Annotated in this window: 22 protein-coding genes and 1 pseudogene; 10 read left to right on the top strand and 13 right to left on the bottom strand. The window is 45.1% G+C overall.

Annotation, left to right across the window (positions count from 1 at the left end; genetic code table 11):
• Positions 1-111: 111 nt before the first annotated feature.
• The 3 genes and pseudogenes from ettA to R7040_RS20460 all read left to right on the top strand — a co-directional run bounded on the left by ettA (position 112) and on the right by R7040_RS20460 (position 3,409).
• Positions 112-1,779 carry an energy-dependent translational throttle protein EttA gene (gene ettA, locus R7040_RS20470; protein ID WP_005381894.1) on the top strand — a complete coding sequence of 556 codons (1,668 nt, stop codon included), beginning with the start codon at positions 112-114 and terminating at the stop codon, positions 1,777-1,779.
• Between the two features lie 230 nt (positions 1,780-2,009).
• Positions 2,010-2,379 (top strand): annotated as a pseudogene (locus tag R7040_RS20465) (PilZ domain-containing protein).
• Between the two features lie 28 nt (positions 2,380-2,407).
• A complete protein-coding gene (locus R7040_RS20460) occupies positions 2,408-3,409 on the top strand; it encodes a M23 family metallopeptidase (protein WP_005381900.1) in 1,002 nt (333 codons plus the stop codon).
• 77 nt (positions 3,410-3,486) lie between these two features.
• Here R7040_RS20460 and tyrA read toward each other — a convergent pair whose 3' ends face one another.
• The 3 genes from tyrA to nagZ all read right to left on the bottom strand — a co-directional run bounded on the left by tyrA (position 3,487) and on the right by nagZ (position 6,903).
• Entirely contained in the window at positions 3,487-4,614 is a 1,128-nt protein-coding gene (gene tyrA / locus R7040_RS20455; protein WP_005381901.1) for a bifunctional chorismate mutase/prephenate dehydrogenase, read from the bottom strand.
• 21 nt (positions 4,615-4,635) lie between these two features.
• Positions 4,636-5,712 (bottom strand): 3-deoxy-7-phosphoheptulonate synthase, encoded by a 1,077-nt coding sequence (locus R7040_RS20450; RefSeq protein WP_005381904.1) that lies wholly within the window; start codon positions 5,710-5,712, stop codon positions 4,636-4,638.
• Positions 5,713-5,919: 207 nt separating this feature from the next.
• Positions 5,920-6,903 carry a beta-N-acetylhexosaminidase gene (nagZ, locus tag R7040_RS20445; protein WP_005381905.1) on the bottom strand — a complete coding sequence of 328 codons (984 nt, stop codon included), beginning with the start codon at positions 6,901-6,903 and terminating at the stop codon, positions 5,920-5,922.
• Between the two features lie 99 nt (positions 6,904-7,002).
• On the opposite strand from nagZ, the gene R7040_RS20440 reads away from it, so the two are divergent.
• Positions 7,003-8,115, top strand: coding sequence for an anhydro-N-acetylmuramic acid kinase (locus R7040_RS20440; protein WP_158157247.1), 1,113 nt, complete (start codon positions 7,003-7,005; stop codon positions 8,113-8,115).
• A gap of 36 nt (positions 8,116-8,151) precedes the next feature.
• Positions 8,152-9,081 (top strand): N-acetylmuramic acid 6-phosphate etherase, encoded by a 930-nt coding sequence (gene murQ, locus R7040_RS20435; RefSeq protein WP_258663107.1) that lies wholly within the window; start codon positions 8,152-8,154, stop codon positions 9,079-9,081.
• 51 nt (positions 9,082-9,132) lie between these two features.
• On the opposite strand, the gene R7040_RS20430 is transcribed toward murQ, so the two are convergent.
• Together R7040_RS20430 and R7040_RS20425 are read right to left on the bottom strand one after the other, a co-directional pair.
• On the bottom strand, positions 9,133-9,405 hold the full coding sequence (locus R7040_RS20430) for a hypothetical protein (RefSeq protein WP_005381911.1): 273 nt from the start codon (positions 9,403-9,405) through the stop codon (positions 9,133-9,135).
• Between the two features lie 115 nt (positions 9,406-9,520).
• Complete coding sequence (locus R7040_RS20425) at positions 9,521-9,862, bottom strand: DUF2799 domain-containing protein (protein WP_225491972.1); 342 nt, start codon at positions 9,860-9,862, stop codon at positions 9,521-9,523.
• 280 nt (positions 9,863-10,142) lie between these two features.
• Between R7040_RS20425 and R7040_RS20420 the strand changes: the two genes are divergently transcribed.
• The 4 genes from R7040_RS20420 to R7040_RS20405 all read left to right on the top strand — a co-directional run bounded on the left by R7040_RS20420 (position 10,143) and on the right by R7040_RS20405 (position 14,796).
• Entirely contained in the window at positions 10,143-11,627 is a 1,485-nt protein-coding gene (locus R7040_RS20420; RefSeq protein WP_005381914.1) for a carbon starvation protein A, read from the top strand.
• Between the two features lie 193 nt (positions 11,628-11,820).
• Positions 11,821-13,491 (top strand): sensor histidine kinase, encoded by a 1,671-nt coding sequence (locus R7040_RS20415; RefSeq protein ID WP_005381915.1) that lies wholly within the window; start codon positions 11,821-11,823, stop codon positions 13,489-13,491.
• Positions 13,492-13,522: 31 nt separating this feature from the next.
• Positions 13,523-14,251 carry a two-component system response regulator BtsR gene (gene btsR, locus R7040_RS20410; RefSeq protein ID WP_064353638.1) on the top strand — a complete coding sequence of 243 codons (729 nt, stop codon included), beginning with the start codon at positions 13,523-13,525 and terminating at the stop codon, positions 14,249-14,251.
• Between the two features lie 71 nt (positions 14,252-14,322).
• Positions 14,323-14,796, top strand: coding sequence for a low molecular weight phosphatase family protein (locus tag R7040_RS20405; protein WP_064353637.1), 474 nt, complete (start codon positions 14,323-14,325; stop codon positions 14,794-14,796).
• 46 nt (positions 14,797-14,842) lie between these two features.
• Here R7040_RS20405 and ispH read toward each other — a convergent pair whose 3' ends face one another.
• The 6 genes from ispH to murJ form a co-directional block, all read right to left on the bottom strand.
• On the bottom strand, positions 14,843-15,808 hold the full coding sequence (ispH, locus tag R7040_RS20400) for a 4-hydroxy-3-methylbut-2-enyl diphosphate reductase (RefSeq protein WP_064368996.1): 966 nt from the start codon (positions 15,806-15,808) through the stop codon (positions 14,843-14,845).
• Between the two features lie 24 nt (positions 15,809-15,832).
• The gene (fkpB, locus tag R7040_RS20395) at positions 15,833-16,264 is read right to left on the bottom strand and encodes an FKBP-type peptidyl-prolyl cis-trans isomerase (protein ID WP_005381922.1); all 432 of its coding nucleotides are present in this window, start codon (positions 16,262-16,264) and stop codon (positions 15,833-15,835) included.
• A 144-nt stretch (positions 16,265-16,408) separates the two neighbouring features.
• The gene (gene lspA / locus R7040_RS20390; RefSeq protein ID WP_005381924.1) at positions 16,409-16,915 is read right to left on the bottom strand and encodes a signal peptidase II; all 507 of its coding nucleotides are present in this window, start codon (positions 16,913-16,915) and stop codon (positions 16,409-16,411) included.
• Positions 16,916-16,988: 73 nt separating this feature from the next.
• Positions 16,989-19,817: an isoleucine--tRNA ligase gene (gene ileS, locus R7040_RS20385; protein ID WP_064368994.1), complete on the bottom strand. Its 2,829-nt coding sequence runs from the start codon at positions 19,815-19,817 to the stop codon at positions 16,989-16,991.
• A 64-nt stretch (positions 19,818-19,881) separates the two neighbouring features.
• Positions 19,882-20,817 carry a bifunctional riboflavin kinase/FAD synthetase gene (ribF, locus tag R7040_RS20380; RefSeq protein ID WP_005381933.1) on the bottom strand — a complete coding sequence of 312 codons (936 nt, stop codon included), beginning with the start codon at positions 20,815-20,817 and terminating at the stop codon, positions 19,882-19,884.
• 69 nt (positions 20,818-20,886) lie between these two features.
• Positions 20,887-22,449, bottom strand: coding sequence for a murein biosynthesis integral membrane protein MurJ (gene murJ / locus R7040_RS20375; protein WP_064368993.1), 1,563 nt, complete (start codon positions 22,447-22,449; stop codon positions 20,887-20,889).
• A gap of 305 nt (positions 22,450-22,754) precedes the next feature.
• Between murJ and rpsT the strand changes: the two genes are divergently transcribed.
• Entirely contained in the window at positions 22,755-23,015 is a 261-nt protein-coding gene (gene rpsT, locus R7040_RS20370) for a 30S ribosomal protein S20 (protein ID WP_005381938.1), read from the top strand.
• A 304-nt stretch (positions 23,016-23,319) separates the two neighbouring features.
• On the opposite strand, the gene R7040_RS20365 is transcribed toward rpsT, so the two are convergent.
• Entirely contained in the window at positions 23,320-23,628 is a 309-nt protein-coding gene (locus tag R7040_RS20365; protein WP_005381940.1) for an ArsR/SmtB family transcription factor, read from the bottom strand.
• A gap of 288 nt (positions 23,629-23,916) precedes the next feature.
• Positions 23,917-24,807, bottom strand: coding sequence for a transcriptional activator NhaR (gene nhaR / locus R7040_RS20360; RefSeq protein ID WP_005381942.1), 891 nt, complete (start codon positions 24,805-24,807; stop codon positions 23,917-23,919).
• Positions 24,808-25,179 lie beyond the last annotated feature (372 nt).

Here is a 25,179-nt window from a genome sequence, read left to right as displayed (position 1 = left end):
CAAAATAAGAAATCCATTCGTTAGGGAAATTCTTGCAATGCGGTAACAAAAACAAAGCACTTGGTATAAAATGATGGGTTTGAATGACAGTTAATTTAGGAACGATCGGCAATGGCTGAATACGTATATACCATGTCGCGGGTGAGCAAAATTGTGCCACCTAAGCGTCAAATTCTTAAAGACATCTCTCTGAGCTTCTTCCCTGGTGCGAAAATCGGTGTTTTAGGTCTGAACGGTGCAGGTAAATCCACACTGCTACGTATCATGGCAGGTATCGACACGGATATCGACGGTGAAGCGCGTCCACAACCTGGTCTAAACGTAGGTTACCTACCTCAGGAACCAGTATTAGACGAATCAAAAACCGTTCGTGAAGTTGTTGAAGAAGCGGTTGCTGACGTTGCTGACGCTCTGAAACGTTTGGACGCAGTCTACGCAGCATACGCTGAACCAGATGCAGACTTCGACGCACTTGCAAAAGAGCAAGGCGAGCTAGAAGCCCTTATCCAAGCGAAAGATGGCCACAACCTAGAAAATGCGCTTGAGCGTGCAGCAAACGCACTACGTTTACCTGAATGGGACCAAAAAATTGCGCACCTATCAGGTGGTGAACGCCGCCGTGTGGCTATTTGTCGCTTGCTACTTTCTAAGCCAGACATGCTACTGCTTGATGAACCTACCAACCACCTAGATGCAGAATCAGTGGCTTGGCTAGAGCGCTTCTTAGTGGATTACACAGGTACCGTAGTAGCCATCACCCACGACCGTTACTTCCTAGATAACGCTGCGGGCTGGATCTTAGAACTGGACCGTGGTGAAGGTATCCCATGGGAAGGCAACTACACCTCATGGCTGGAGCAAAAAGACGCTCGTCTACAACAAGAAGCCTCCCAAGAGAGTGCTCGCCAAAAGACTATCGAGAAAGAGCTTGAGTGGGTACGTAAAAACCCTAAAGGTCGTCAAGCGAAGTCAAAAGCACGTATGGCTCGCTTTGAAGAACTGCAAAGCTCTGATCACCAAAAACGTAATGAAACCAATGAACTGTTTATCCCACCTGGTGAGCGTCTAGGTGATAAGGTTATTGAAGTGAAGAACCTGACTAAGTCATTTGACGGTCGAGTTCTAATTGATGACCTGTCATTCAGCATCCCTAAAGGTGCAATTGTTGGTATCATCGGTGCTAACGGCGCAGGTAAATCGACGCTATTCAAGATGTTAAGTGGTACTGAACAACCAGACTCGGGCACAATTGAGATGGGCGATACAGTAAAACTAGCATCTGTCGATCAGTTCCGTGACAGCATGGACGATTCTAAAACCGTATTCCAAGAGATCTCTGAAGGTGCTGATATCATTAAGATCAACAACTTCGAAATCCCAGCTCGTGCATACTGTTCACGCTTTAACTTTAAAGGCAGTGACCAACAAAAGATTATTGGTGAACTATCGGGTGGTGAGCGTAACCGTGTCCACCTTGCGAAGCTGCTTAAAGCGGGCGGTAACGTGTTGCTACTCGACGAACCAACCAACGACCTTGACGTTGAAACACTGCGTGCTCTAGAAGAAGCGTTACTAGAGTTCCCTGGTTGTGCAATGGTTATCTCGCACGACCGTTGGTTCCTTGACCGTATCGCTACCCACATCATTGACTACCGTGACGAAGGCCAAGTTAACTTCTACGAAGGTAACTACACAGAGTACATGGATTGGTTGAAGAAAACATTGGGTCCTGAAGCCGCAGAACCACACCGTATCAAATACAAGCGTATTGCGAAGTAATCGCAACCCACAAAGTTTGATTGTAATTTGTACAAAGGCCGCTATCATAGCGGCCTTTGTTTTCTTTGTTATAAAAAGAGCTCATTAGCCCGTCTCGTTCGTTAAGAACATGACATAGCACTTACGTCACTCTGTAGCGACCTCGACACTTTTCAAACAACAATCGAACATTTTTTGTTCGTATTGATATACTATTCAATTCTGTTTGACGACCTGACGAGAATATTCATATGACAGAGAGACGACGCTTTTCACGTATTCTCCATCAAGCTCCAGCTAAGATAGAACAACGTGACTTGGCAATTGAAGCTAGGATTCAAGATCTTTCCTTGCATGGTTTACTCATGAAAGTGGAAGAGACTGAGGCTTTGGATCCAACCCTTCCAGTCCATGTGACTTTTTCATTTGATCAATCCGAACAAGTGATTACGTTAAAGCGCAAATTGTGAATGTCTCTAAGTGTGAGATTAGGTTGAAGATCGCTAAGATAGACATCGAAAGCATTAGCCAACTAAAACGATTTATAGAATTGAATGTAGGCAATAACGACCTTCTGAATCGAGAGTTAGAGCACCTCTCAGGTTTTTAGGAGAAAAATAAATGAACGCCTATTTAAGTAACAATAACTATGTCTAAAAAAATCATCATGCAGATCCCGACGAAAGACGGCGATCAGCAGTTCTATTTGGGCCGCAGTTCGGTCCTAGCAGTATTTGCTTCAGTATTGGCATTACCCGCCGTCGTTGGTGGCGCGTGGTACCTTAATCAGCAGCAGATGCACAATAAAGACGAACTAACACAAATCATCGCCAAACTGGAAAGTGAAAAGGCCGAAGTGACGGCTCTTTACGAAGAACAGCTTGATACCAATCATTCGCTTTCCCAGTCTTTGACGGACAAAAACAATCAAATTCAGCTATTGGGCAAACGGGTATTCGACGTTGAATCGGTTTTAGGTCTCGCAGACGAAGAGTTGATGATCGATGAGAACAGCATGGGGTTAGAGGAGCGAATTGACGCAGCCGCTATCGATTCTGCTGTTCGCGCGACGATGTTCCGTTTGATACCAAATGACAGCCCAGTCACATACCAACGTATTTCTTCTTCTTACGGCAGTCGTATTAATCCGATTTCAGGTAAGAGGCATGTTCATACTGGTATCGATCTGACTTGTAAAAGAGGAGAAGAGATCCTGGCACCGGCTGACGGTGTGGTGGAAACCGTTCGCCCGAGCAATCGTGGTTATGGTAACTATGTCACCATTCGTCACTCATTTGGCTTTATGAGCTCCTTTGCTCATCTACAACGCTTCAAAGTGAAAAGCGGTCAGTTTGTTAGTAAAGGCGACATCATTGCTCAATGCGGTAACTCTGGCAACTCCACGGGGCCACACTTGCACTATGAAGTACGCTTCCTCGGACGAGCACTCAACCCTCAATACTTAATGGAGTGGACGCCAGAAAACTTCAATGACGTCTTTGAAAAAGAGAAAAAAGTGAAATGGGGACCTTTGGTTCAATTGATTGATAACGTTGTACGCCTACAAGTCAATTTAACCAATTCACCCTATCGCGATACCAGTATCAACACAGTATCAAGTGAAGATACGAGTAATACTGCGACGAACTGATTTGTCCATCAACACGAAAAAGAGCAGCTTACGCTGCTCTTTTTGTTTCGGACTCTGCACGGCTAAATGACCCGTGATTAGCCGCGATGAATATTATCATTCGCCTGTTTGAGTAAGTTTTGGCTCTCATTCATAAATTGTTGAGAATAAGTACCAAACCAATCACTCACCTGCTTAAAGCTTTCGATGAATCGCGCTTTGTCTCTGCTATCCAGAATCGCTACTGCATCACCTAAACGCTGATGGAATCGCTTGATCATATCGATATTCTCTTGAGAAGAGAAAATGATATCACCGTACAAGTTCGGATCCTGACCAAACAGTCGTCCCACCATCGCCAATTCAAGGCGGTAGATTGGCGAGCTTAACTTCAACAACTGATCGATGTTCGGATTCTCTTTGCTAAGGTGCATACCGTAAGCAAACGACGTGAAGTGGCGCAGCGCCTGAATCAACGTCATGCCATGATCGTGCTCTTGTGCATCGATTTGGCACAAGCTTGCGCCCCAAATCCCAAACTGTTGCAATAGCCATTGGTAATGCTCGTGACCACGGCCATCACAGTACACAATAACCTGCTTGGCAAGGCTCGGAACATCTGGGCCAAACATTGGGTGTAAACCAACTACAGGACCTTGGTGCACATTCAACATTGCTTGCAGAGGCTTCGATTTGATAGAAGTCAGGTCACACAGAATACAGTCTTGCGGCAAGTTCCCCAGTTTTTCGATCACCCCTTCCGTTAGATGAATCGGCACCGTGACCACGACTAAACCCGCGTTGTCTAGAATCTCATCCGCATGATCCCAGTCTTTACTACCGAGAACTTTGACCTGGTAGCCCGACAATTTGAACATACGCCCAAACAGGCCACCCAATTGACCATTACCACCAATAATAACAACTGAGCGTAAATCAGGGTTCAAACACTTAAAACCGGAATCTTTCTCGCTGGCATAAGACTCACGCATTGTTCGACGCAGAATATCTTCAATAAGCTGTGGAGGAATTCCCATTTTTTCAGCTTCAGCGCGACGAGAAGCTAACATCGCCGCTTCGCGGTCTGGAGCATAAATTGGCAAACCATGTTCGCTTTTTACTTCCCCAACTTTCTCTACGAGCGCTAAACGCTGAGCCAATAGCTCCAACATTTGCTTGTCGACTGCATCAATCTGATCGCGTAATGCGTTAAGTTCAACTGCCATTGATGTTCCTTAAATCCTGTATTAATTAGCCTTTAGACGATTTTCTAAGAAAGGCACTAGCTCTTCATGTGCATGACGTAATAGTGCCTCAGTTGAATCCCAATTGATACATGCGTCAGTGATAGATACACCGTATTTCATCTCTTCAAGAGCTAAGTCAGAAGATTGATTTCCTTCATTGATATGGCTTTCAATCATAAGACCGATAATAGATTTATTGCCTTCACGGATTTGATGAATCACATCCTCCGCGACTAATGGCTGGCGACGGTAATCTTTACGTGAGTTGGCGTGACTGCAATCCACCATTAATGAAGCATCAAGACCAGATTTCGCCATCTCTTGCTCACACTCAGTGACTGATACCGAATCGTAGTTAGTTTGCTTGCCGCCACGTAAGATCACATGTCCATTAGCATTGCCCTGGGTGGTCAACAGTGCGACTTGTCCCTCACGGTTAATTCCCATAAAACGGTGGCTAGAGGACGCAGCTTGCATCGCGTTAATTGCGGTTGCCAAACTGCCATCGGTGCCATTCTTAAAACCGATTGGCATAGACAGGCCGCTTGCCATTTCACGGTGAGTTTGTGACTCCGTCGTACGAGCACCGATGGCTGCCCAGCTAAAAGTATCCGCCAAGTATTGTGGGCTAATTGGGTCTAGAGCCTCAGTCGCGAGCGGGATTTCCATCTCTGCCAACTCCACCAGAAGTTCGCGTCCAACATGCAGACCGTGTTCAATATCGAAACTGCCGTCTAGGTGTGGGTCATTGATCAGGCCTTTCCAGCCGACCGTGGTGCGCGGCTTCTCAAAGTAAACACGCATAACAATATACAGTTGGTCACTTAGTTGTTCAGAGAGTGCTTTAAGTCGCTTTGCGTAATCCTTCGCCGCTTCTACGTCGTGGATAGAACATGGACCGCATACAACAAGCAGGCGGTGATCCTTCTTGTGAATAATATTAGCGATAGTTTGACGAGACTCTTGAATAAAGCGACGTGCTTTTTCACTCAAAGGAAGCTTGGTTTTTAGTTCCTCCGGAGTAATAAGAACCTGTTCTTCGATAATATTAATATTGCTCAACTCACTTTTCTGCATAACTCTAACCTGTATATTTATTTTTACACCCAACCAAACCTTTGGTGAGACAACTAAGCTTTAACGACAAGATAACAGGCTAAAAAAGAAAAACAAGCGTACACAATAAAAAACATTTAGTGTAAACTTAGGTTTACAGTCAAATAAAAAGCCAAAGTATAATTAACTTTGGCTTCTCATCGCTGTTTTGAATCTTTTACAAGAGGTTTAGCTAGTCAAGCGTTTCATCGCTTCACTCGCCGCTTTCCACTCTTGAGATAGCTTAAGTTCGCTTGGAGAAAATGACTGTTTTTTCAGTAATCCATCCGCGAGTGGCACGGTTGAAACCGGTAAGTTGTCTAATACCTCAACGTGCGCTTCTCGTTTATTACACATTAACAACATATCGCAACCAGCTCTCAATGCTTGAGCACCTCGCTCGGCTGGGCTGCCCATAATCGCAGCGCCTTCCATGGTCAAGTCATCCGAAAAAACCAAACCTTTAAAACCCAATTGCTGACGCAGGACCTGTTTTAACCAGTATTCAGAACCGCTGGCTGGTTGAGCATCATAATGTGGGAAAATCACGTGAGCAGGCATCATGGCATCTAAAATACCGGCATCAATTTGCGCTTTGAAGATCGCCATATCTTGTTCAAAAATATCACTGCGCTCGTCGTATGGTGTTTCTAGATGTGAGTCTGCAATCACGCCACCATGTCCAGGGAAGTGCTTGCCTGTCGTTGCCATGCCAACACTCTTCATTCCTTGCATATAAGCAGTGCTATAGCGAAGAATGGTATCGGCATCTTCACCGAATGCACGGTTACCGATCGCTTTACATTGATGGCCTTGGTCAAGTACCGGGGCAAAGCTTAAATCAATATCATGGGCAATCAGCTCTGCTGCCATTAACCAACCGCCCATACGAGCAAGCTCTTCACCATTTTGATGTTTAGCGTACTCATCAGCAGCAGGAATTAATGAGAAACCTTCACGAAAGCGCTGCACTCGGCCGCCTTCTTGATCCACACCGATCAAAAACGGGCGCTTAGCCGCCTTTCGGATGGATTGAGTAAGTGCTTGAAGCTGTTCGCTATCATGATAGTTGCGGGCAAATAGAATTAAGCCACCAACCGTAGGATGCTCCAAGATTTCTTTGTCTTCAGCGGTCAGTTCATACCCCGCAACGTCAACCCATAACGGTCCCATGTTTTCTCCTCAAAATCGGCTGAATATCTCGTATTCGATGAGGTTATTCGCTTCAGATTTGCTTTACAATAAGTGAATGAAGAATTGACGAGATCGGCTATGAAATTTAACGAACTGTACATTGGTGTGATGTCTGGAACGAGTATGGATGGTGTTGATACCGCTCTAGTTGAAATAAGCGATGAGCACGTTCGCCTGATTGCGCACGACGACTACCCAATGCCCGCAGCACTAAAAGACATGCTGTTATCTGTTTGTACCGGTCAAGCAACAAATTTAAAAGCCATAGGTGAACTTGACCACCAGCTCGGCCACCTATTTGCAGATGCCGTGTTACAGCTGCTCAATAAGTCTGGTTACGTCGCAGAGCAAATTCGTGCGATTGGTAATCACGGTCAAACAGTGTTCCATCAGCCTACCGGAAACTTGCCGTTTACCACTCAATTGGGCGATGCCAACATTATCGCGGTCAAGACAGGCATTGATACGGTAGCGGATTTTCGTCGTAAAGACATGGCGCTAGGTGGACAAGGTGCCCCACTCGTCCCTGCTTTCCATAAAAGCATTTTTGCGATGCAGGATTCCACAACTGTGGTACTTAACATTGGAGGCATTGCCAATATCTCGGTACTGCATCCAGAACAACCAGTCATTGGCTATGACACAGGCCCGGGCAATATGTTGATGGACGCATGGTGTGCGCTGCATACTGGGCAAAGCTTCGACGAAGATGCACAATTTGCACTTAAAGGAACGGTAAACGCTACTTTGTTGACTCAATTACTCAAAGAAGCTTACCTCGCCATGCCTGCCCCTAAAAGTACCGGGCGAGAACTGTTCAATATTGACTGGCTGCATCTACAACTGGCCCATCACAATTTACCAATCGAAGACGTACAACGTACACTTTGCGAGTATTCTGCAATTACCATTGCCAACGAAGTCGACAAGTTTTCTCATGGCATCACACCTCAACTATTGGTCTGTGGCGGTGGAGCAAGAAACCCGCTTTTGATGCAACGACTGGCCAAGTTATTGCCACAATGGAGCGTTGCGACAACGGCAGAAAAAGGTGTTGATGGCGACTACATGGAAGCAATGGCGTTTGCTTGGCTTGCGCAGCGCCATATTCACGGCCTCCCTAGCAACTTACCGGAAGTTACGGGGGCAAGTCGTCTCGCTTCACTGGGTGTACTCTATTCAAAAAATTAAGGGCAATAGATCCTAAACAAAAAGGCTTAATTCATTATGACGAACGATGCACTTATCGCAGCTTTATCCCATCTGGTATCTGAAGGGCGAAATCCAGACACCATGGACATCGACTTGCTGCCTTCTCTCGATATTGTTCAACGCATCAACCAACAGGACAAACTCGTTCCTCTTGCCGTTGAAAAAGTATTGCCTGAGATCGCTGAAGCCGTTGATAAGATCACGAAAGCATTTAAGGTCGGAGGTCGGTTGTTTTACATCGGTGCGGGTACCAGTGGTCGACTTGGCGTTTTGGACGCTTCAGAATGCCCACCAACTTTTGGCACAGATCCAGAGATGGTCGTTGGTATTATTGCCGGTGGAAAAGAGGCAATGTTCCGTGCAAAAGAAGGGGCGGAGGACGACCCTACATTAGGCGAGCAAGATCTTAAAGAGAATACGCTAACACAACGCGATGTCGTCGTTGGTATTGCGGCAAGTGGACGAACACCTTACGTGATTGGTGGCTTAGAGTATGCGAACGAGCTTGGTGCCACCACTGTAGCACTATCTTGTAACCCTGACTCTCCGATTGCAGATATTGCTGATATTGCGATTAGCCCCGTTGTTGGACCTGAAGCGTTAACGGGATCCACTCGCTTAAAATCAGGGACGGCACAAAAACTCGTACTAAACATGCTCACTACCGCAAGCATGATTCGCCTGGGCAAAAGTTATCAGAACTTAATGGTAGATGTGAAAGCGACGAATGCAAAGCTAGTTGCAAGAGCGGCTCGTATTGTTATGCAAGCAACAGATTGTACTAACCAAGAGGCTAAAACGGCGCTCAAAGAAACGGACTACGACGCCAAGTTAGCGATTTTGATGATTTTAACCGGGCTGGATAGAGAAAGCGCGACTGAGCAACTGAACGCCAAGCAAGGATATTTAAGAAAAGTCGTGATCGCGCAAACTAATCAATCTTAATCAATAAAGCGCCTCACTTATTTAAAAGTCAGGCGCCTTTTATGGCTTAATTTAGTAGTTCAATCGTTCAATGTGAGTAATACCGACTTTACCTTCAAGGTCACTGAACATATGAACCATTGCTGGGTATGGTTGTGCTCCAGGGTAGACAACTTCTGCATTACAGAAAAACGCATAGTTTTGTCCGGCTACGACTTGAGTAGCCACAACCAAAGGGGAGTATTTGACACCGACAAACCCCTCGATACCTTTAGCAAATACTTCTTTATTCTCTGCTGTGAGTTCATGAAATGGACTCCAGCCACCAGCCATTTGCGTTGACATAATGTGATTCCTTTTTTTGCTGTGCTCACTATCAAGCAATATGAACATAGTTTAATAAGGAAGATTTTGCCACATTTATGTGATGCAGACAGTGTAACAACGGCTTTATTGACTATTAATTTGAGTATTCATTCCAACCACGTTGCCATTCCATGCGGAATTTTTGCGATTGCTCAGTACCTTCACAAACCCCTTCGTAATACTGACCAGATAACCCCATTTGATACGCAAAAGCAGGATTACAGTACTCACGTAAACCTTCTAAATAACCTTGGTCGTAGTCACTTTGCTTAACACTACCCAACTCACGAAGCTCGCTCATCGTGCGCGATGTGTGTCCGGTTATGCCATCTTGATATCCGATCTGATGCCAATCTCCCGACTTGGCAAGATCTGCTGTCGTTGCTGTGCATCCTGCAAGTAAAGCCAGTGCCAGACCTACCGTTACCTTTTTCATGGTTCTTCCTTAAGTAATTGTTTTCAAAAATAAGCTTACCACTAATTATTGGCGCTTGCCGCTGAGCTTGCAGATTTAACCACTGATGACTCAAATCAGCCGCTCAAGACTGTCATCAACCTTTCGCCATTTTTAAAAACCGCTCAAGCAGCATATCGACCACTCAGTGCTCTATTCGACCACTCATCTACTAACCGAATGCATTTAACACAAGTGACGCATAACATGCATCCTGAGATTAAAAAATTACCCTACCCAACTAAGACCAAGGACAATTGCTATGATGTGGTTTCTAACCTGTGTCGCAGCCCTAATCGGCGGATATTTCATCTACGGCGCTTTCGTCGAGAAGATTTTCGGCATCAATGAAAAACGCCAAACGCCAGCTCACACCAAATCGGACGGTGTTGACTTCGTTCCAATGTCAACAAAGAAAGTTTACCTAGTTCAACTACTTAACATCGCAGGTGTGGGTCCAATTTTTGGCCCGATCATGGGGGCACTATACGGTCCTGCGGCGATGCTTTGGATTGTAGTCGGTTGTATTTTTGCTGGTGCAGTACACGATTACTTCTCAGGCATGCTTTCAGTGCGTAACGGCGGTGCATCTGTACCTACCATTACAGGTCGCTACCTAGGTAATGGCGCAAAACACTTTATGAATATTTTTGCCATTGTCCTATTGCTTCTAGTTGGCGTAGTGTTCGTTTCAGCCCCTGCTGGCATGATTACTAACCTCATCAATGATCAAACAAGCTTGAGCGTAAGCATGACTACAATGGTTATTGCTATCTTTGCTTACTACATCATTGCGACGATTGTTCCTGTCGATAAAATCATTGGTCGTTTCTACCCACTGTTTGGCGCCCTACTTATCTTTATGTCTGTTGGCCTAATGACAGCCGTTGCTTTCTCTAGCGAACACACAGTAATGGGTGACTTCCAAGTTTCGGACATGTTCTCTAACCTCAACCCAAATGACATGCCGTTATGGCCTGCATTGTTCATCACTATCGCATGTGGCGCTATCTCTGGCTTCCACGCAACTCAGTCTCCACTGATGGCGCGTTGTATGGAAAATGAGAAAAACGGTCGCTTCGTATTCTACGGTGCAATGATTGGTGAAGGTGTTATCGCGCTAATTTGGTGTGCTATCGCTCTGTCTTTCTTCGGCTCTCTAGACGCTCTATCAGAAGCTGTGAAAAACGGTGGCCCTGGTAACGTGGTATACAGCGCATCATTTGGTCTGCTAGGTGTGTTCGGTGGTATCCTTGCGTTCCTGGGTGTGGTTATCCTACCAATTACGTCTGGCGATACAGCGTTCCGTTCAAGCCGCTTGATCCTTGCTGAATACTTCAACATGGAACAAAAAACGCTACGTAACCGTCTACTGATGGCACTTCCACTGTTCGTTATCGGCGGTATCTTAACTCAAGTAGACTTCGGCATTATCTGGCGCTACTTCGGTTTTGCAAACCAAACAACAGCGGTAATGATGCTTTGGACTGCGTCCGCTTACCTACTGCGTCACAACAAGCTGCACTGGATTACCACTATCCCAGCTATCTTCATGACCACGGTATGTGTCACGTTCATCTTAAACAACAGCTCGCTAGGTTTTGGTCTGCCAATGCAACTATCAACTATCGTAGGTATTGTGTTTGCCCTAGCTGTGACAGGTTACGTTATCAAAACCTCTAAGGGTAAAGGTGAAACTGAACTGGCTGACGAAGAGAAACCACAAGCCGTATCAGAAACAGCGTAATACTCGTCACATCTGAGTGACTAAGATAGGAGCCTGCCAATTGCAGGCTCTTTTTGTTTTATACCCAAGTCACTTTAAGGTTCAGAAAGCACAGCGCAGCATCATTTACTTAGCTGTTCTTATCTATCTGAGCCAAGCATCTTGAGGTTACTTAGGTATACAATAACAACATTGATTCTAGGTTAGGTTCACTATGGAACTGGTCATCTCCCTTTTACAACAGATGTGTGTGTACTTAGTTTTGGCTTACATGCTAAGTAAAACGCCAATCATCTTACCTTTGCTGAGTATTTCTTCGCGCTTAAGCCACCGCCTAATTTGTTACGTACTCTTCTCTGGCTTTTGTATTCTCGGCACCTATTTCGGTCTGCACATCAACGATGCTATTGCCAATACTCGTGCGATCGGCGCAGTTATGGGCGGGCTGTTTGGTGGACCTGTTGTAGGTTTCGCCGTCGGATTTACTGGTGGCATCCATCGATACTCTCTTGGTGGCTTTACTGACCTAGCCTGCGCAATTTCAACCACCGCCGAGGGCGTAATTGGTGGCTTGCTCCACGTTTACCTTATCAAGCGAAATAAAGGCGCATTGCTGTTTAATCCAAGCGTCGTATTCAGCGTCACGTTTGTTGCAGAAGTGGTGCAAATGATTTTGCTGCTCGCCGTCGCGAAACCTTTTGATCAAGCCTATGAACTGGTGTCCGCTATTGCAGCGCCTATGATCATCGCGAACTCATTTGGTGCAGCGTTGTTCATGAGTATCCTGCAAGACAGAAAAGCAATCTTTGAAAAGTTTTCTGCGACGTTTTCGCGTCGAGCGCTCACCATTGCTGATCGCTCAGTGGGAATTCTAAGCAACGGCTTCAACACCGAAAACGCAGAGAAAATCGCACGTATTATTTACGAAGAAACCAAAGTGGGCGCTGTCGCGATTACTGACCAAGAAAAGATCTTGGCGTTTGTGGGCATTGGCGATGATCACCATAAACCGAACACGCCGATTTCATCGCAAAGCACATTAGACTCCATGGAGAAAAACGACATCATTTATCTTGATGGTGCGGAGCGTCCATACCAATGCTCCATTGCAAAAGATTGCAAGCTCGGATCTGCGCTGATCATCCCACTGCGTGCAGGGAAAGAGGTCATTGGTACCATAAAGCTGTATGAACCGAAGCGTAAATTGTTCTCGACGGCCAACATGTCGATGGCGGAAGGAATAGCCCAGCTTCTATCTAGCCAAATCCTTTATGGCGATTACCAACAACAACAAGCCTTACTCGCCCAAGCAGAAATAAAATTGCTTCACGCTCAGGTGAATCCACACTTTTTGTTTAATGCACTCAATACTATTAGTGCGATTACTCGTCGTGACCCTGACAAAGCGCGCGAGCTAATCCAAAATTTATCGCACTTCTTCCGCAGCAATTTAAAGCAGAACATTAATACCGTGACGCTAAAGGAAGAGCTTGCACATGTGAACTCGTACTTGAGCATCGAAAAAGCGCGTTTTACGGACCGCTTAGAGGTTGAAATCGATATTCAACCTGAATTGCTGGACATCAAATTACCAAGCTTTACACTCCAGCCTTTGGTTGAGAATGCCATTAAGCATGGCATTTCAAACATGCTTGAAGGTGGTAAAGTTCATATATACAGCGAAGCACACCCACAAGGTCACTTGATTACCGTCGAAGACAACGCAGGCAGTTTTGAACCGCCAAAAGAAAACCACTCAGGGCTAGGTTTAGAAATTGTCGACAAACGTCTCACTAATCAATTTGGACGTGATGCAGCGCTAAAAATTACGTGCGAGCCACATCAATTTACTAAAATGAGCTTTATCATTCCCCCAAAATCATAAAAGCACGCTGAAGCAATAAAGGTAATGTTGGATGTTAACCGCACTCGTCATTGATGATGAACAGTTTGCTCGTGAAGAGCTAGCAGAGTTACTGGATGAAACAGGCCAAGTTGAGGTCGTGGGCGATGCCTCAAACGCAATCCTTGGCCTAAAAAAAATCAATGAACTTAAGCCTGATGTAGTGTTTCTCGATATCCAAATGCCTCAAGTCACGGGGATTGAACTACTTGGGATGCTTGATCCAGAAACCATGCCTTATGTGGTTTTTGTCACGGCTTATGATCAGTATGCGATTCAAGCATTTGAAGACAATGCCTTTGATTACTTGCTCAAACCTGTCGACCCATGCCGGTTAACTAAAACGGTCAAACGACTAAACAAAGTCATTAGCCAATCCGCCCTAACGCAACAACTGTCTGCTATTACACCTGACACGTTGGCTCAGATACCGTGCATCGGACACAACCGCATCGTTATCATGGCCACCGACACGGTGGAATGTGCTTACAGTGATATCAGCGGCGTGCATGTACGCTCCACCAGCCAAACCGCGAGCACCCAACTGACATTAAAAACGTTGGAAGAGAAAACCCCTCTAGTCCGCTGCCATCGTCAATACTTAGTCAGTATTAAAGCGATTAGCGAAATCAAGTTACTGGAAAATGGGTTAGCGGAAATCATTACCAAAACAGGCTTTGAGATACCAGTAAGCCGCCGCTACTTAAAGGTGCTCAAAGAGATGCTCGGCATTAGCCACTAACACAAAAACTTCACACATCATCGCTGAGTTTCCGCTAGCGTATAAATAGGACGCTCTGAAAAGACGAGGCGATGATGTATAAAGTTTTATTCATATGTAAGCACAACGCTGGACGAAGCGTCCTCGCGGAGTCAATCGCAACCAATATCCTGCCAGCAGATTTTAGTGTCACCAGTGGAGGCTCACATCCCACAGGCAAGGTGCACCCAGTGGTACAAAAATATTTAGATGACCACCAACTCCCCATTCCGCATATCCACACGCATTCATGGGAGGAGCGAACTCAGTTTCTTCCCGACATCGTTATTATTCTCTGTGATTCTTTACATAAAGAAACCGCTCCTCAGTGGCTTGCAGGTGGTGTTCGAGTAAACTGGCAAGTTGATGCTTTTCCGACCGATGGTTCTGATGAAGACATGTACGCACATTGCGAAAAGGTTGCTCAATCGCTTGAGCGAAGAATCACGAAGATGTCTGATATGATTATCGATGGTTTAGGAAAAGACCAAATTCGTGATTACCTAAATGAGTTAAGAGAGATGTAAAAAAGGCGACCCACAGGTCGCCTTTTGAATATTCGATAAATGGAGACTAATCCACTTGCTTGATTTGCAGTTCTTTAGGTACTTCAAAGAACATATTCTCTTCACGGCCAAGTACTTCATCAACCGCTTCGGCACCAACGAGTTCTTTGATTCGCTCTAGAATCTGATTAACGAGCTCTTCCGGAGCAGATGCTCCCGCAGTCACGCCGACCTTTGTTTTGCCTTCGAACCACTCAGGTTTGATATCTTCCGGACAGTCGGTTAAGTAGCCAGGTGTCCCTAGCTTTTCAGCTAGCTCTTTAAGACGTGTAGAGTTTGATGAGTTTTTAGAGCCCACCACAACCATCACATCTACGTCACCAGCTAATTCACGTACGGCATCTTGGCGGTTTTGTGTCGCATAACAGATATCGTCTTTACGTGGACCTTGGATATCTGGGAACACGCGGCGTAGCTCTTCGATAACATCGGCAGTTTCATCGACAGAAAGCGTCGTTTGGCTTACGTAATGAAGATCGGATGGATCTTTCACAATCGCCTTCAGTTTCTCAACATCGGCTGGAGTTTCAACCAAGTACATACCACCGGTTTCACTCGCGTATTGCCCCATCGTACCTTCGACTTCAGGGTGACCTGCGTGACCAATCAGAACCACTTCCATATTACGACGGCTCGCACGCGCCACTTCCATATGCACTTTAGTTACTAAAGGACACGTTGCGTCAAATACGGTCAAATCACGCAGCTTGGCTTCCTGACGAACTGCCTGCGATACACCATGAGCAGAAAAAATCACAATGTTGTCGTCTGGCACTTCATGCAGCTCTTCAACGAATATAGCACCACGTTGTTTTAGCCCTTCAACCACAAAACGGTTATGCACCACTTCATGACGCACATAAATCGGTGGCTGATACATCTCTAGCGCACGCTCTACGATGCTAATCGCACGGTCAACACCAGCACAGAAACCACGTGGGTTAGCTAACAGGATTTTCATTTCATTGCTCATGGAAGTTATCTTTTATTTGGTTCGCTATTCTACTGACAAAATTTCGACTTCGAAAGTCACGTCTTGTCCCGCGAGTGGATGGTTGAAGTCCACAGTGACTGAATCGCCTGCAATCTCTGTAATAATGCCCGGGATTTCCATGCCATCAGGGCCACTGAAGGCCATGATTGTACCAACTTCCACTTCTGCATCACCTACAAATTTAGTGCGATCCATATAGTGAATATGATCAGGGTTTGGCATACCAAACGCGTCTTCTGCCTTTAGCTCAATCGCTTTTTGTGCGCCTGTTTCGAGGCCTATCAAGCACTGCTCAAAGTTTTCACTCAAGCTTCCATCACCCATAACAAACTTCGCTGGTTTACCCATGTTATGAGTACTATCTGCAACCGATCCGTCTTTCATTTTAATCGTAAAGTGAAGGGTTACTACCGATTCATTGGTTATTGTTGTCACGTTAATGCTTCCTTGTTCTTGGGTTATTACGCTGTCAGCTTGGTCTTTTTATACATTGATATGCTGATTGGCGCTCCAACATAATAAAAAGCGTCGCTCGAATCAACGGACGACGCTTAGGGTTATTCGATATATCGCAAAAGGTTACTTGTTAGCGTCTTTTTTACGGAAGCCATCCAGAATAATCATTGCCGCACCAATACAGATCGCCATGTCAGCAAGGTTGAATGCTGGCCAGTGGTAGTTACCCCAGAAGAAGTCTAGGTAATCAACAACAAAGCCATGAACGACGCGGTCAAACACGTTGCCCACTGCACCACCAATAATCAGTGCATAAGCAATGTTGTTCCATTTTTCTTTTGCTGGAAGCTTGCTCATCCAGTAGGTCAAAAGACCCGTCACAACAAACGCGATACCTGTAAATAACCAACGCTGCCAACCAGCTTGATCGCTCAAGAAGCTGAAAGCGGCACCGTAGTTATGAACGTAAAGTAGGTTGAAGAATGGCAACACCTCAATTCGGTTTGCCCATCCGTAGCCCATGTTGTCCATCACCACCAATTTGATGCCAATATCTGCAATAAATACCAGAATTGCTAACCACAGCCAGCGAACTCCAGATTGCTTTAACGTCAGTGCTTTTTCACTCATTACTTTACCTACAAACAGCCCCAGTAAATACTGGGGCTGTTAATTTTAAAAAAAGTTCAGTCGTTCTAGGCAATTACGCGAATTTACGTACTTCACCTTCGCCGTCTACGTTAGACACACAACGACCACAGATCTTCTCGTGACCTTCAATTGTGCCTACGTCTGGCGTGTGGTGCCAACAACGGTCACACTTCTCGCCTTCAGCTGCTGCTACTTCTACAAACAAGCCTTCGATATCCGTCGCTTGTGCTGCATCCGTCTTCTCACCTAGAGGCTTAACTTTCGCAGCAGATGTTAGTAGAACAAAGCGCAGTTCATCTTCAAGTTTGTTGATCTTCGCCGCTAGTGCGTCATCAGCAAATAGAGTCACTTCAGCTTGTAGTGCACCACCAATGGTTTTCTCTTTACGCGCATCTTCTAGAAGTTTGTTTACTGCACCACGAACCGCTTGGATCTCAGTCCAGAATTCGTTGTTCAGCTCTTCACCTTCAGCAAGACCGAATAGACCGTCGAACCACTCACCAGTGAATACGAACTTGTCGCGCTCGCCTGGCATTTCGTTCCAGATTTCATCTGCAGTGAACGACATGATTGGCGCCATCCAACGAACTAGCGCTTCTACGATGTAGTAAAGTGCTGTCTGACAGCTACGTTGAGCGTTGCCGCCACGTTTTGCTGTGTACTGACGGTCTTTAATTACGTCTAGGTAGAAAGAGCCCATTTCGATTGAACAGAATTGCATTAGACGCTGAGTTACACCGTGTGTGTTGTACTCTTCGTATGCTTTAACTATCTCTTCTTGTGCTGCTAGTGCACGACCAACCGCCCAGCGATCTAGCGCAACCATCTCTTCAACAGGAACGATGTCTGTTTCAGGGTTGAAGCCGCTTAGGTTAGCAAGGAAGAAACGCGCTGTGTTACGGATACGACGGTACGCATCTGCGCTGCGTTTTAGGATTTCATCAGAAACCGCAACTTCACCAGTGTAGTCTGTAGAAGCAACCCATAGACGAAGAATGTCAGCACCTAGCTTGTTGGTTACGTCTTTTGGCGCAACCACGTTACCGATAGATTTAGACATCTTACGACCCTGACCGTCAACCACGAAACCGTGTGTCAGTACTTGTTTGTAAGGCGCTTCGTCTTTCATCGCGATAGATGAAATTAGAGAAGACTGGAACCAACCACGGTGTTGGTCAGAACCTTCTAGGTATAGGTCTGCACTATTGCCGTTGTACTCTTCACGAGCATCAACAACAGAGAAGTGAGTGACACCTGAATCGAACCATACGTCTAGCGTATCTAGCACTTTTTCGTATTGGTCAGCGTCAGCACCTAGTAGTTCAGCGGCATCTACATCCCACCATGCTTGGATACCTTTCTCTTCAACCAGCTTAGCGACTTTCTCGATCAGCTCTAGCGTGTTTGGATGAAGTTCTGCTGTTTCTTTATGAACAAACAGAGCAATTGGCACACCCCAAGTACGTTGACGAGAGATACACCACTCAGGGCGACCTTCGATCATACCTTCAATGCGGCTTTGACCCCACTCAGGCATCCACTCTACGTTCTTGATTGACTCTAGTGCTTTAGCACGTAGGCCAGCTTGGTCCATAGAAACGAACCATTGAGGTGTAGCTCGGAAGATGATTGGAGTCTTATGACGCCAACAGTGTGGGTAGCTGTGCTCATAAGCGTGGTGGTGTAGTAGTGCACCTTTTTCTTTTAGTACTTCTACTACTGCATCGTTCGCTTTAAATACGTGCTGACCAGCAAATAGCTCTGTATCTGGTAGGTAAACACCGTTTGAGCCAACTGGGTTTGCTACTTCTAGGTTGTACTTGTTACCAACCGCGAAGTCTTCTTGACCGTGACCAGGAGCAGTGTGAACAACACCAGTACCTGAATCAGTCGTAACGTGATCGCCAAGGATCGCCGGTACAGTGAAATCGTAGAATGGGTGTTGGAATTGAGAAAGCTCTAGGTCCGCACCTTTAGCAAAGCCAAGGTTGTGGAAGTGCTCGATACCCGCACGGTCCATTACGTCTTTCGCTAGCTCAGCAGCAACGATGATACGCTCAGCGTTGTCGCCTTCTGTTTGGATAAGCACGTACTCTAGATCATCACGTAGACATACTGCGCGGTTTGCAGGCAGTGTCCAAGGTGTTGTTGTCCAGATAACGATAGATACGTCACCGTGACCTTCATGACCTTCTGTCAGTTCAAATTTAGATAGCAGTGCTGTTTCGTCAGCCGCTTTAAAACGAACGTCGATAGATGGTGATACTTTATCTTTGTATTCTACTTCCGCTTCAGCAAGAGCAGAACCACAGTCTGTACACCAGTGAACAGGTTTGAAACCTTTTAGCAGGTGACCATTGCTTGCGATCTTACCAAGAGCACGAATAATGTTCGCTTCAGTTGCGAAATCCATAGTGCGGTATGGCTTGTCCCACTCACCCATGATACCAAGGCGTTTGAAGCTCTCTTTCTGACCTTCAACCTGACCAGCTGCGTATTCACGACATTTCTCGCGGAATTCCGCTGCTGTCACTTTTTGGCCTGGCTTACCTACTTTCTTCTCTACCATTAATTCGATTGGTAGACCGTGGCAGTCCCAGCCTGGGATGTAAGGTGCGTCAAAACCTGAAAGTGTTTTGGATTTAATAATAATGTCTTTAAGAATCTTGTTTAGTGCGTGACCAATATGAATGTCACCATTTGCGTAAGGAGGGCCATCGTGCAATACGAATGACTTTTTGCCTTTCTTAGCTTTACGGATTTCACCGTAAAGATCTTCTTTGTACCAACGCTTAAGCATTTCTGGCTCACGATTGGCCAGGTTGCCGCGCATTGGAAACCCTGTTTCAGGTAAGTTCAGGGTATCTTTATACTCACTCATCGATTCTTAATTCCGTTATATTGGGCGAAAATTAGACATTATGTTGAACGGTGGAATAAACCGCTCAACGCTTAAGCTGACGCAGCCACACCCTTGCTGCTTCAGCATCCAATTCGATTTGTTGTTTAAGTGCTTCAAACGACTCAAACTTTTGCTCATCTCGAAGTTTATGCAAAAGTTCCACTTCTAGTTGCTTGCCATATAAATTGGCATGAAAGTCGAATAAGTGCACTTCTAACTGTTGGCGAACACCATTGACGGTTGGTCTTTGACCAATATTAGCAACACCACCAACTGGCTTATTTCCTAAGCCAAGCGCTTGAACAACATAGACTCCGGAAACCGGAGAAACACAGCGTTTCAAAGGAATATTTGCAGTAGGGAACCCAATGGTTCGACCTAGCTTTCTTCCGTGAGAAACACGACCGCTGATGCTGTAGTTTCTTCCCAGCATCTGTTGCGCGGAATGCAAATCGTCACGCGCCAGCGCTTGACGGATAGCCGTACTGCTGACACGTAATTGTTGTAAACAAAAGCTCTGGGTACTTACGACATCAAAGCCGTATTTTTCCCCTGCTTCCTGTAGCATTGCAAAGTTACCTGTACGGCCTTTGCCAAAGCAGAAATCATCACCAACGACAAGAAACTTAACACCCAAACGCTCGACCAACAAGTCACGGATAAACTCTTCCGCGGTTAAACTTGCAAAATGGCGATTGAAATTGACACACAGTAAGCGGTCAATATCGAGCTTACTCAATTGCACGAACTTATCGCGTAATCGCGTCAACCTTGCAGGTGCCTTGTCTTTGGCAAACAGCTCCATAGGCTGAGGTTCAAAGGTCATCACAACAGAAGGCAAGGATAGCCTGTCCGCTTGCTCAGACACTTGCTGCAATACTTGTTGATGGCCTTTATGGACACCATCGAAATTGCCAATAGTCAGCACACAACCATGATGTCGCGGGTTGATATTGTGAATGCCTCTAATCAGTTCCATTGGATACTGCTTTCTGCCTCTGTTTAACTTTACACTGTGTGAAACTGACGGATTATATACTAATCACCCTCAGTCTGTCCCAGCTTTTAGGTCTTTTAAACGCGCACCAGTTAAAAATAGAACCACTAGGTAAACCACGGCTCCTAAACCGATCAACATCCCTAGCACCGCGCTTCGGTGAGCAAAGCTCCAGCCCAGCCATACTGACATATCTTCCAGTTGCCATAAGATTGCCGCCACCATCGCCGCGCCAGCAATAGCTAAACGTATAATAAAGAAGACGGTTCGCTTAGTGATTTGGTATACCTCTGCGATGTGCAGGCCACGATACAGCAGTGCCATATTCACAAATGCCGATAGTGCTGTCGCGATAGCCAAGCCAACGTAGCCATAGAAGTACGCAAAAATTGCATTAAATACCATGTTGGTCACCATCGCAATGATGCCGTATTTCACTGGCGTTTTGGTGTCTTGACGCGAGTAATACCCCGGAGCGAGCACTTTAATCAGCATAAAGTTAAGCAGACCAGAAGCATACGCTAATAAAGAGAGAGAGGCTTGATGTACGTCTTGTGGCGAAAACTCACCTCGCATGAATAACACCATCAACATAGGTTTTGCCAGTACCATCAAACCAAGCATTGCCGGAAGGCCAAGTAAGATCACCATGCGCACCCCCCAGTCCATGGTTTGTGCGAATCCTTCATTTTGTGCGTCAACATGTTTGCGTGACAATGCTGGTAAAATCACCGTTGCGATCGCAATACCAAACAGACCTAACGGGAATTCCAACAAACGATCTGAATAGTACAACCAACTGATCGAACCGGTTTGCAGAAAGCTGGCAATAAAAGTATCAAACAACAAGTTGATTTGGCTTACCGACACACCGAACAAAGCAGGAATCATTAAGGTTCGGATCTTCACCACGCCCGGATCGCGCCAGCCCCATTTCGGCTTAACCATAACCCCCGCTTTAATAAGGAAAGGGATTTGAAATAAGAACTGAACCAAACCACCAAGGAAAACACCGATGGCAAGACCTATCTCTGGCTGTGACATCTGCGGCGAGATAAACCATGCTGCCAAAATGATCATCACATTGAGGAAGACGGGAGTAAAAGAAGAAACCGCAAACTTACCTAGTGTATTGAGAATGGCTCCCGATAGGGCAACAAAAGTGATGAACCATAAATAAGGAAAGGTAATCTTGAGCATCACGCTAGCAAGTTCGAACTTCTCAGCCGCGGGACCACCATGCATCCAGTCTAGGAACCAACCAAAACCAAACAGTGCAGTCACCACTCCGGAACCTAGAACACCTAAGATGGTAACAATTGAGACTATCACCCCTAATGTACCCGCCGCACGAGCAATGAGCTCCCGAGTTTTATCCATGTCGCCTTGAGCATGGCTTTCCGTTAAAACAGGAACAAACGCTTGGGAAAAAGCACCTTCAGCAAACAAACGTCGTAAAAAATTAGGAATTTTATTGGCGAAGAAAAAGACGTCTGCGCTTGCTCCTGCCCCCATTAAATTTGCCACTACAACATCACGAACTAGGCCAAGAACGCGGGAAATAAATGTCATAGCACTGACGATCATGCCAGACTTGAGTAGTCGTTTACTCACTGTAACCTCGGAATATCACCATAAGACAGCTAACCCTATACTGTTTCTCTGACAGGTGCTGTAAATAGACGTCAAAAATCTATCCGCGGGTTGTAAGGAATAAGTGTGCCTTTCGCGGATAATTATTAGCATTGGTATAAAAATGCTGTTAGAATCCCCGCCATCTTAACCGCGATAACCTCTCTTACCAAAATTTGTTTTGGCTTAGATCGGTTTTTGCACAAATCATTTGACATTTAAGCGCAAATGAGGGATATTCCTCGCCCTTAAATTGTCACAGAACTAAGTTTTTGGGAGTTAGACCCTTGGCAAATAGTAAATCTGCTAAGAAGCGCGCTATCCAAGCTGAGAAACGTCGTCAGCACAATGCTAGCCGTCGCTCAATGATGCGTACTTACATGAAGAAAACTGTTGCTGCTATCGAAGCAGGCGACAAAGAAGCTGCAACTGCTGCATTCGCTGTAGTTACACCTATCCTAGACCGCATGGCAACTAAAGGCCTTATTCACAAGAATAAAGCAGCTCGCCATAAGTCTCGTTTCGCTGCACAAATCAAAGCTCTTTAATAGAGTCCTGATTTTACAGTGAAGAAAAAACCGACCTTGTGTCGGTTTTTTTATATCTACAAAATTTTCTTAATAAAAAAAGCTGGCAATGCCAGCTTTTCTTTTTCTGAATGTCCCATTTAAAGACATCAGCTTATTCATTACCCATATAACGCTCATACTAGAAAGCACTAATAAAACACTTGAGAACAAAGCAAATTGATCGATGAGTAGTACCCTATCATCAAAAGTTTAACGCCACTCTCAAATATTCCAACAAGTTAGATTCACACTCTAAGATGAGCAGTATATTAGGACTATTTAATTAATGTTGAGCACTCTCAGCACAATAAAGACTATGCAGTGTTTTTATTAACGCTTTCACTTCATCACTCTTTAATGTGTAGTACACCGTTTGTGCTTCTTTCCTTGTCGTGACTAACTCATCACGGCGAAGCCAAGCAAGATGCTGAGATAATGCCGACTGGCTTAGCTCTAACTTTGCACACAGCTCTCCCACGGACAGCTCTTGGTTATGCAGCATACAAAGGATTTGTAGGCGTCTCTCGTTTGCCATCGCTTTGAGCAACACGACGGCTTTTGCGGAGTTCTGCTCCATTTCTTGTAGATTCATGTGTTGGACCTCTAGCTACAACTTACTTATTCCAACCCTGGCCAGCTTGTTGTGTTGCACTGATTTATATATCTAAGAAAATCAAGATACACTTCCAGAGTCTTCATTATTAGAACCTCTAATTTAGTTGTTAGTGATACACCAATATTATCCACCAAGGATTTTAATTGGTGCGCCATCAATAATTAATAGTTTTGCTCACTAAAACAAGTATCTTGCTTACTTAGATATTATTTAGAATTATATTTTTATTGATAGTAATCTATTTATTTACGCAACGATACGGGTTTACTCAAACATTTGACTGAAATCAGCATCACAAACATTTTTTACCGCGGGGTGTTGGATCATTCGTTCCGCAAAAATCACGTAGTACTCTTCTTTTAGCCCATCGACATGGCCAATTAGCTGTAAATTTCGGTCGTCTTCAATCTCCGACATGTATACGGTCGGTGCCAAGAAAATCACATCATCGTGGTACCGAGCAAAAGCTTTCATCAACGCAACATCATCAAACTCCCCCAGCACATTGGGTTGAAGGCCTTGACGATCAAACCATTGAATAACTTTACGCCCCATAGCCGTTCGGCTCGCGGGAATCAGAAGTTTTTTTTGTTCCAAGATCTCAGGGAATCGCACATTTTCAATTTCAGAAGAAGCAAAAAAGCTCATGCTACTTTCACCTAACTTTTTGCTATAAAGGCCAGGACTTTGAGTAGAATCAACGGGACAATCCGAAAGGATCATATCTAGCTTGTGCTGAGAAAGGCGTTCAAGTAGCAGTTCGTGGGTCGATTCATAACAGCGTAAATGAATACTGTTATCTTCCGGGACGGTCGTCATCAGTACTTTACTGACCAAGCGTTTAGATAATGCATCTGCTACACCAACTTCAAATAGAATGTTCGAGTGCTGGCTGTAATTGACGATATCTAACATCTCATAGCTCAAACCGAACATCCGGTCGGCGTACTTAAACACAAGCTGACCTAACTCAGTGGGCTCAACTGTACGACCATTGCGCTTGGTTAACTTTCCTTTCATGCGCTCTTCAAGCGCTTTAATCTGTCCTGTCACGGTTTGCGGTGTCAGGAAGAGCGCGTCAGCCGCCTTAGTTACAGAGCCCTGTTTGCACACCATCCAGAAATAATAGAGATGGTTGTAGTTTAGATGTGACATGATCGAGTCCCGAAAAGAAAGTGATACTTTTTATACCAAATGTGACAGAGACAAACAATAAACTCGACAAAACCATACAATACCTTACAAAAGCATAAGTTTTACCGAAAGTATAAAGTCAATACTGTCATAAAAGTTGAACTGATGCGCATTTTCTCTACAAAAAAAGCGCAAAAACCAAACAAAACGAAATCAAAATTTAACCATTAAAATCAATAGGTTAAAAATTAATTTTCTTCTTCTTTCACGCCATTATCAAAAAGAACAATAAAAATCTCTCACAGCAAGAAATTTGTAATATTAATGAAATATTTGTTCTCTAACATCGCCCGCAGATTCAACTACAGACCGAAAAATGAACTGAAAGGTCAA

It is taken from the genome of Vibrio sp. 1069 (assembly GCF_033340555.1).
The sequence above is the reverse complement of the archived record's forward strand: the minus strand, read 5'-3'. Positions and strand labels throughout refer to the sequence as shown.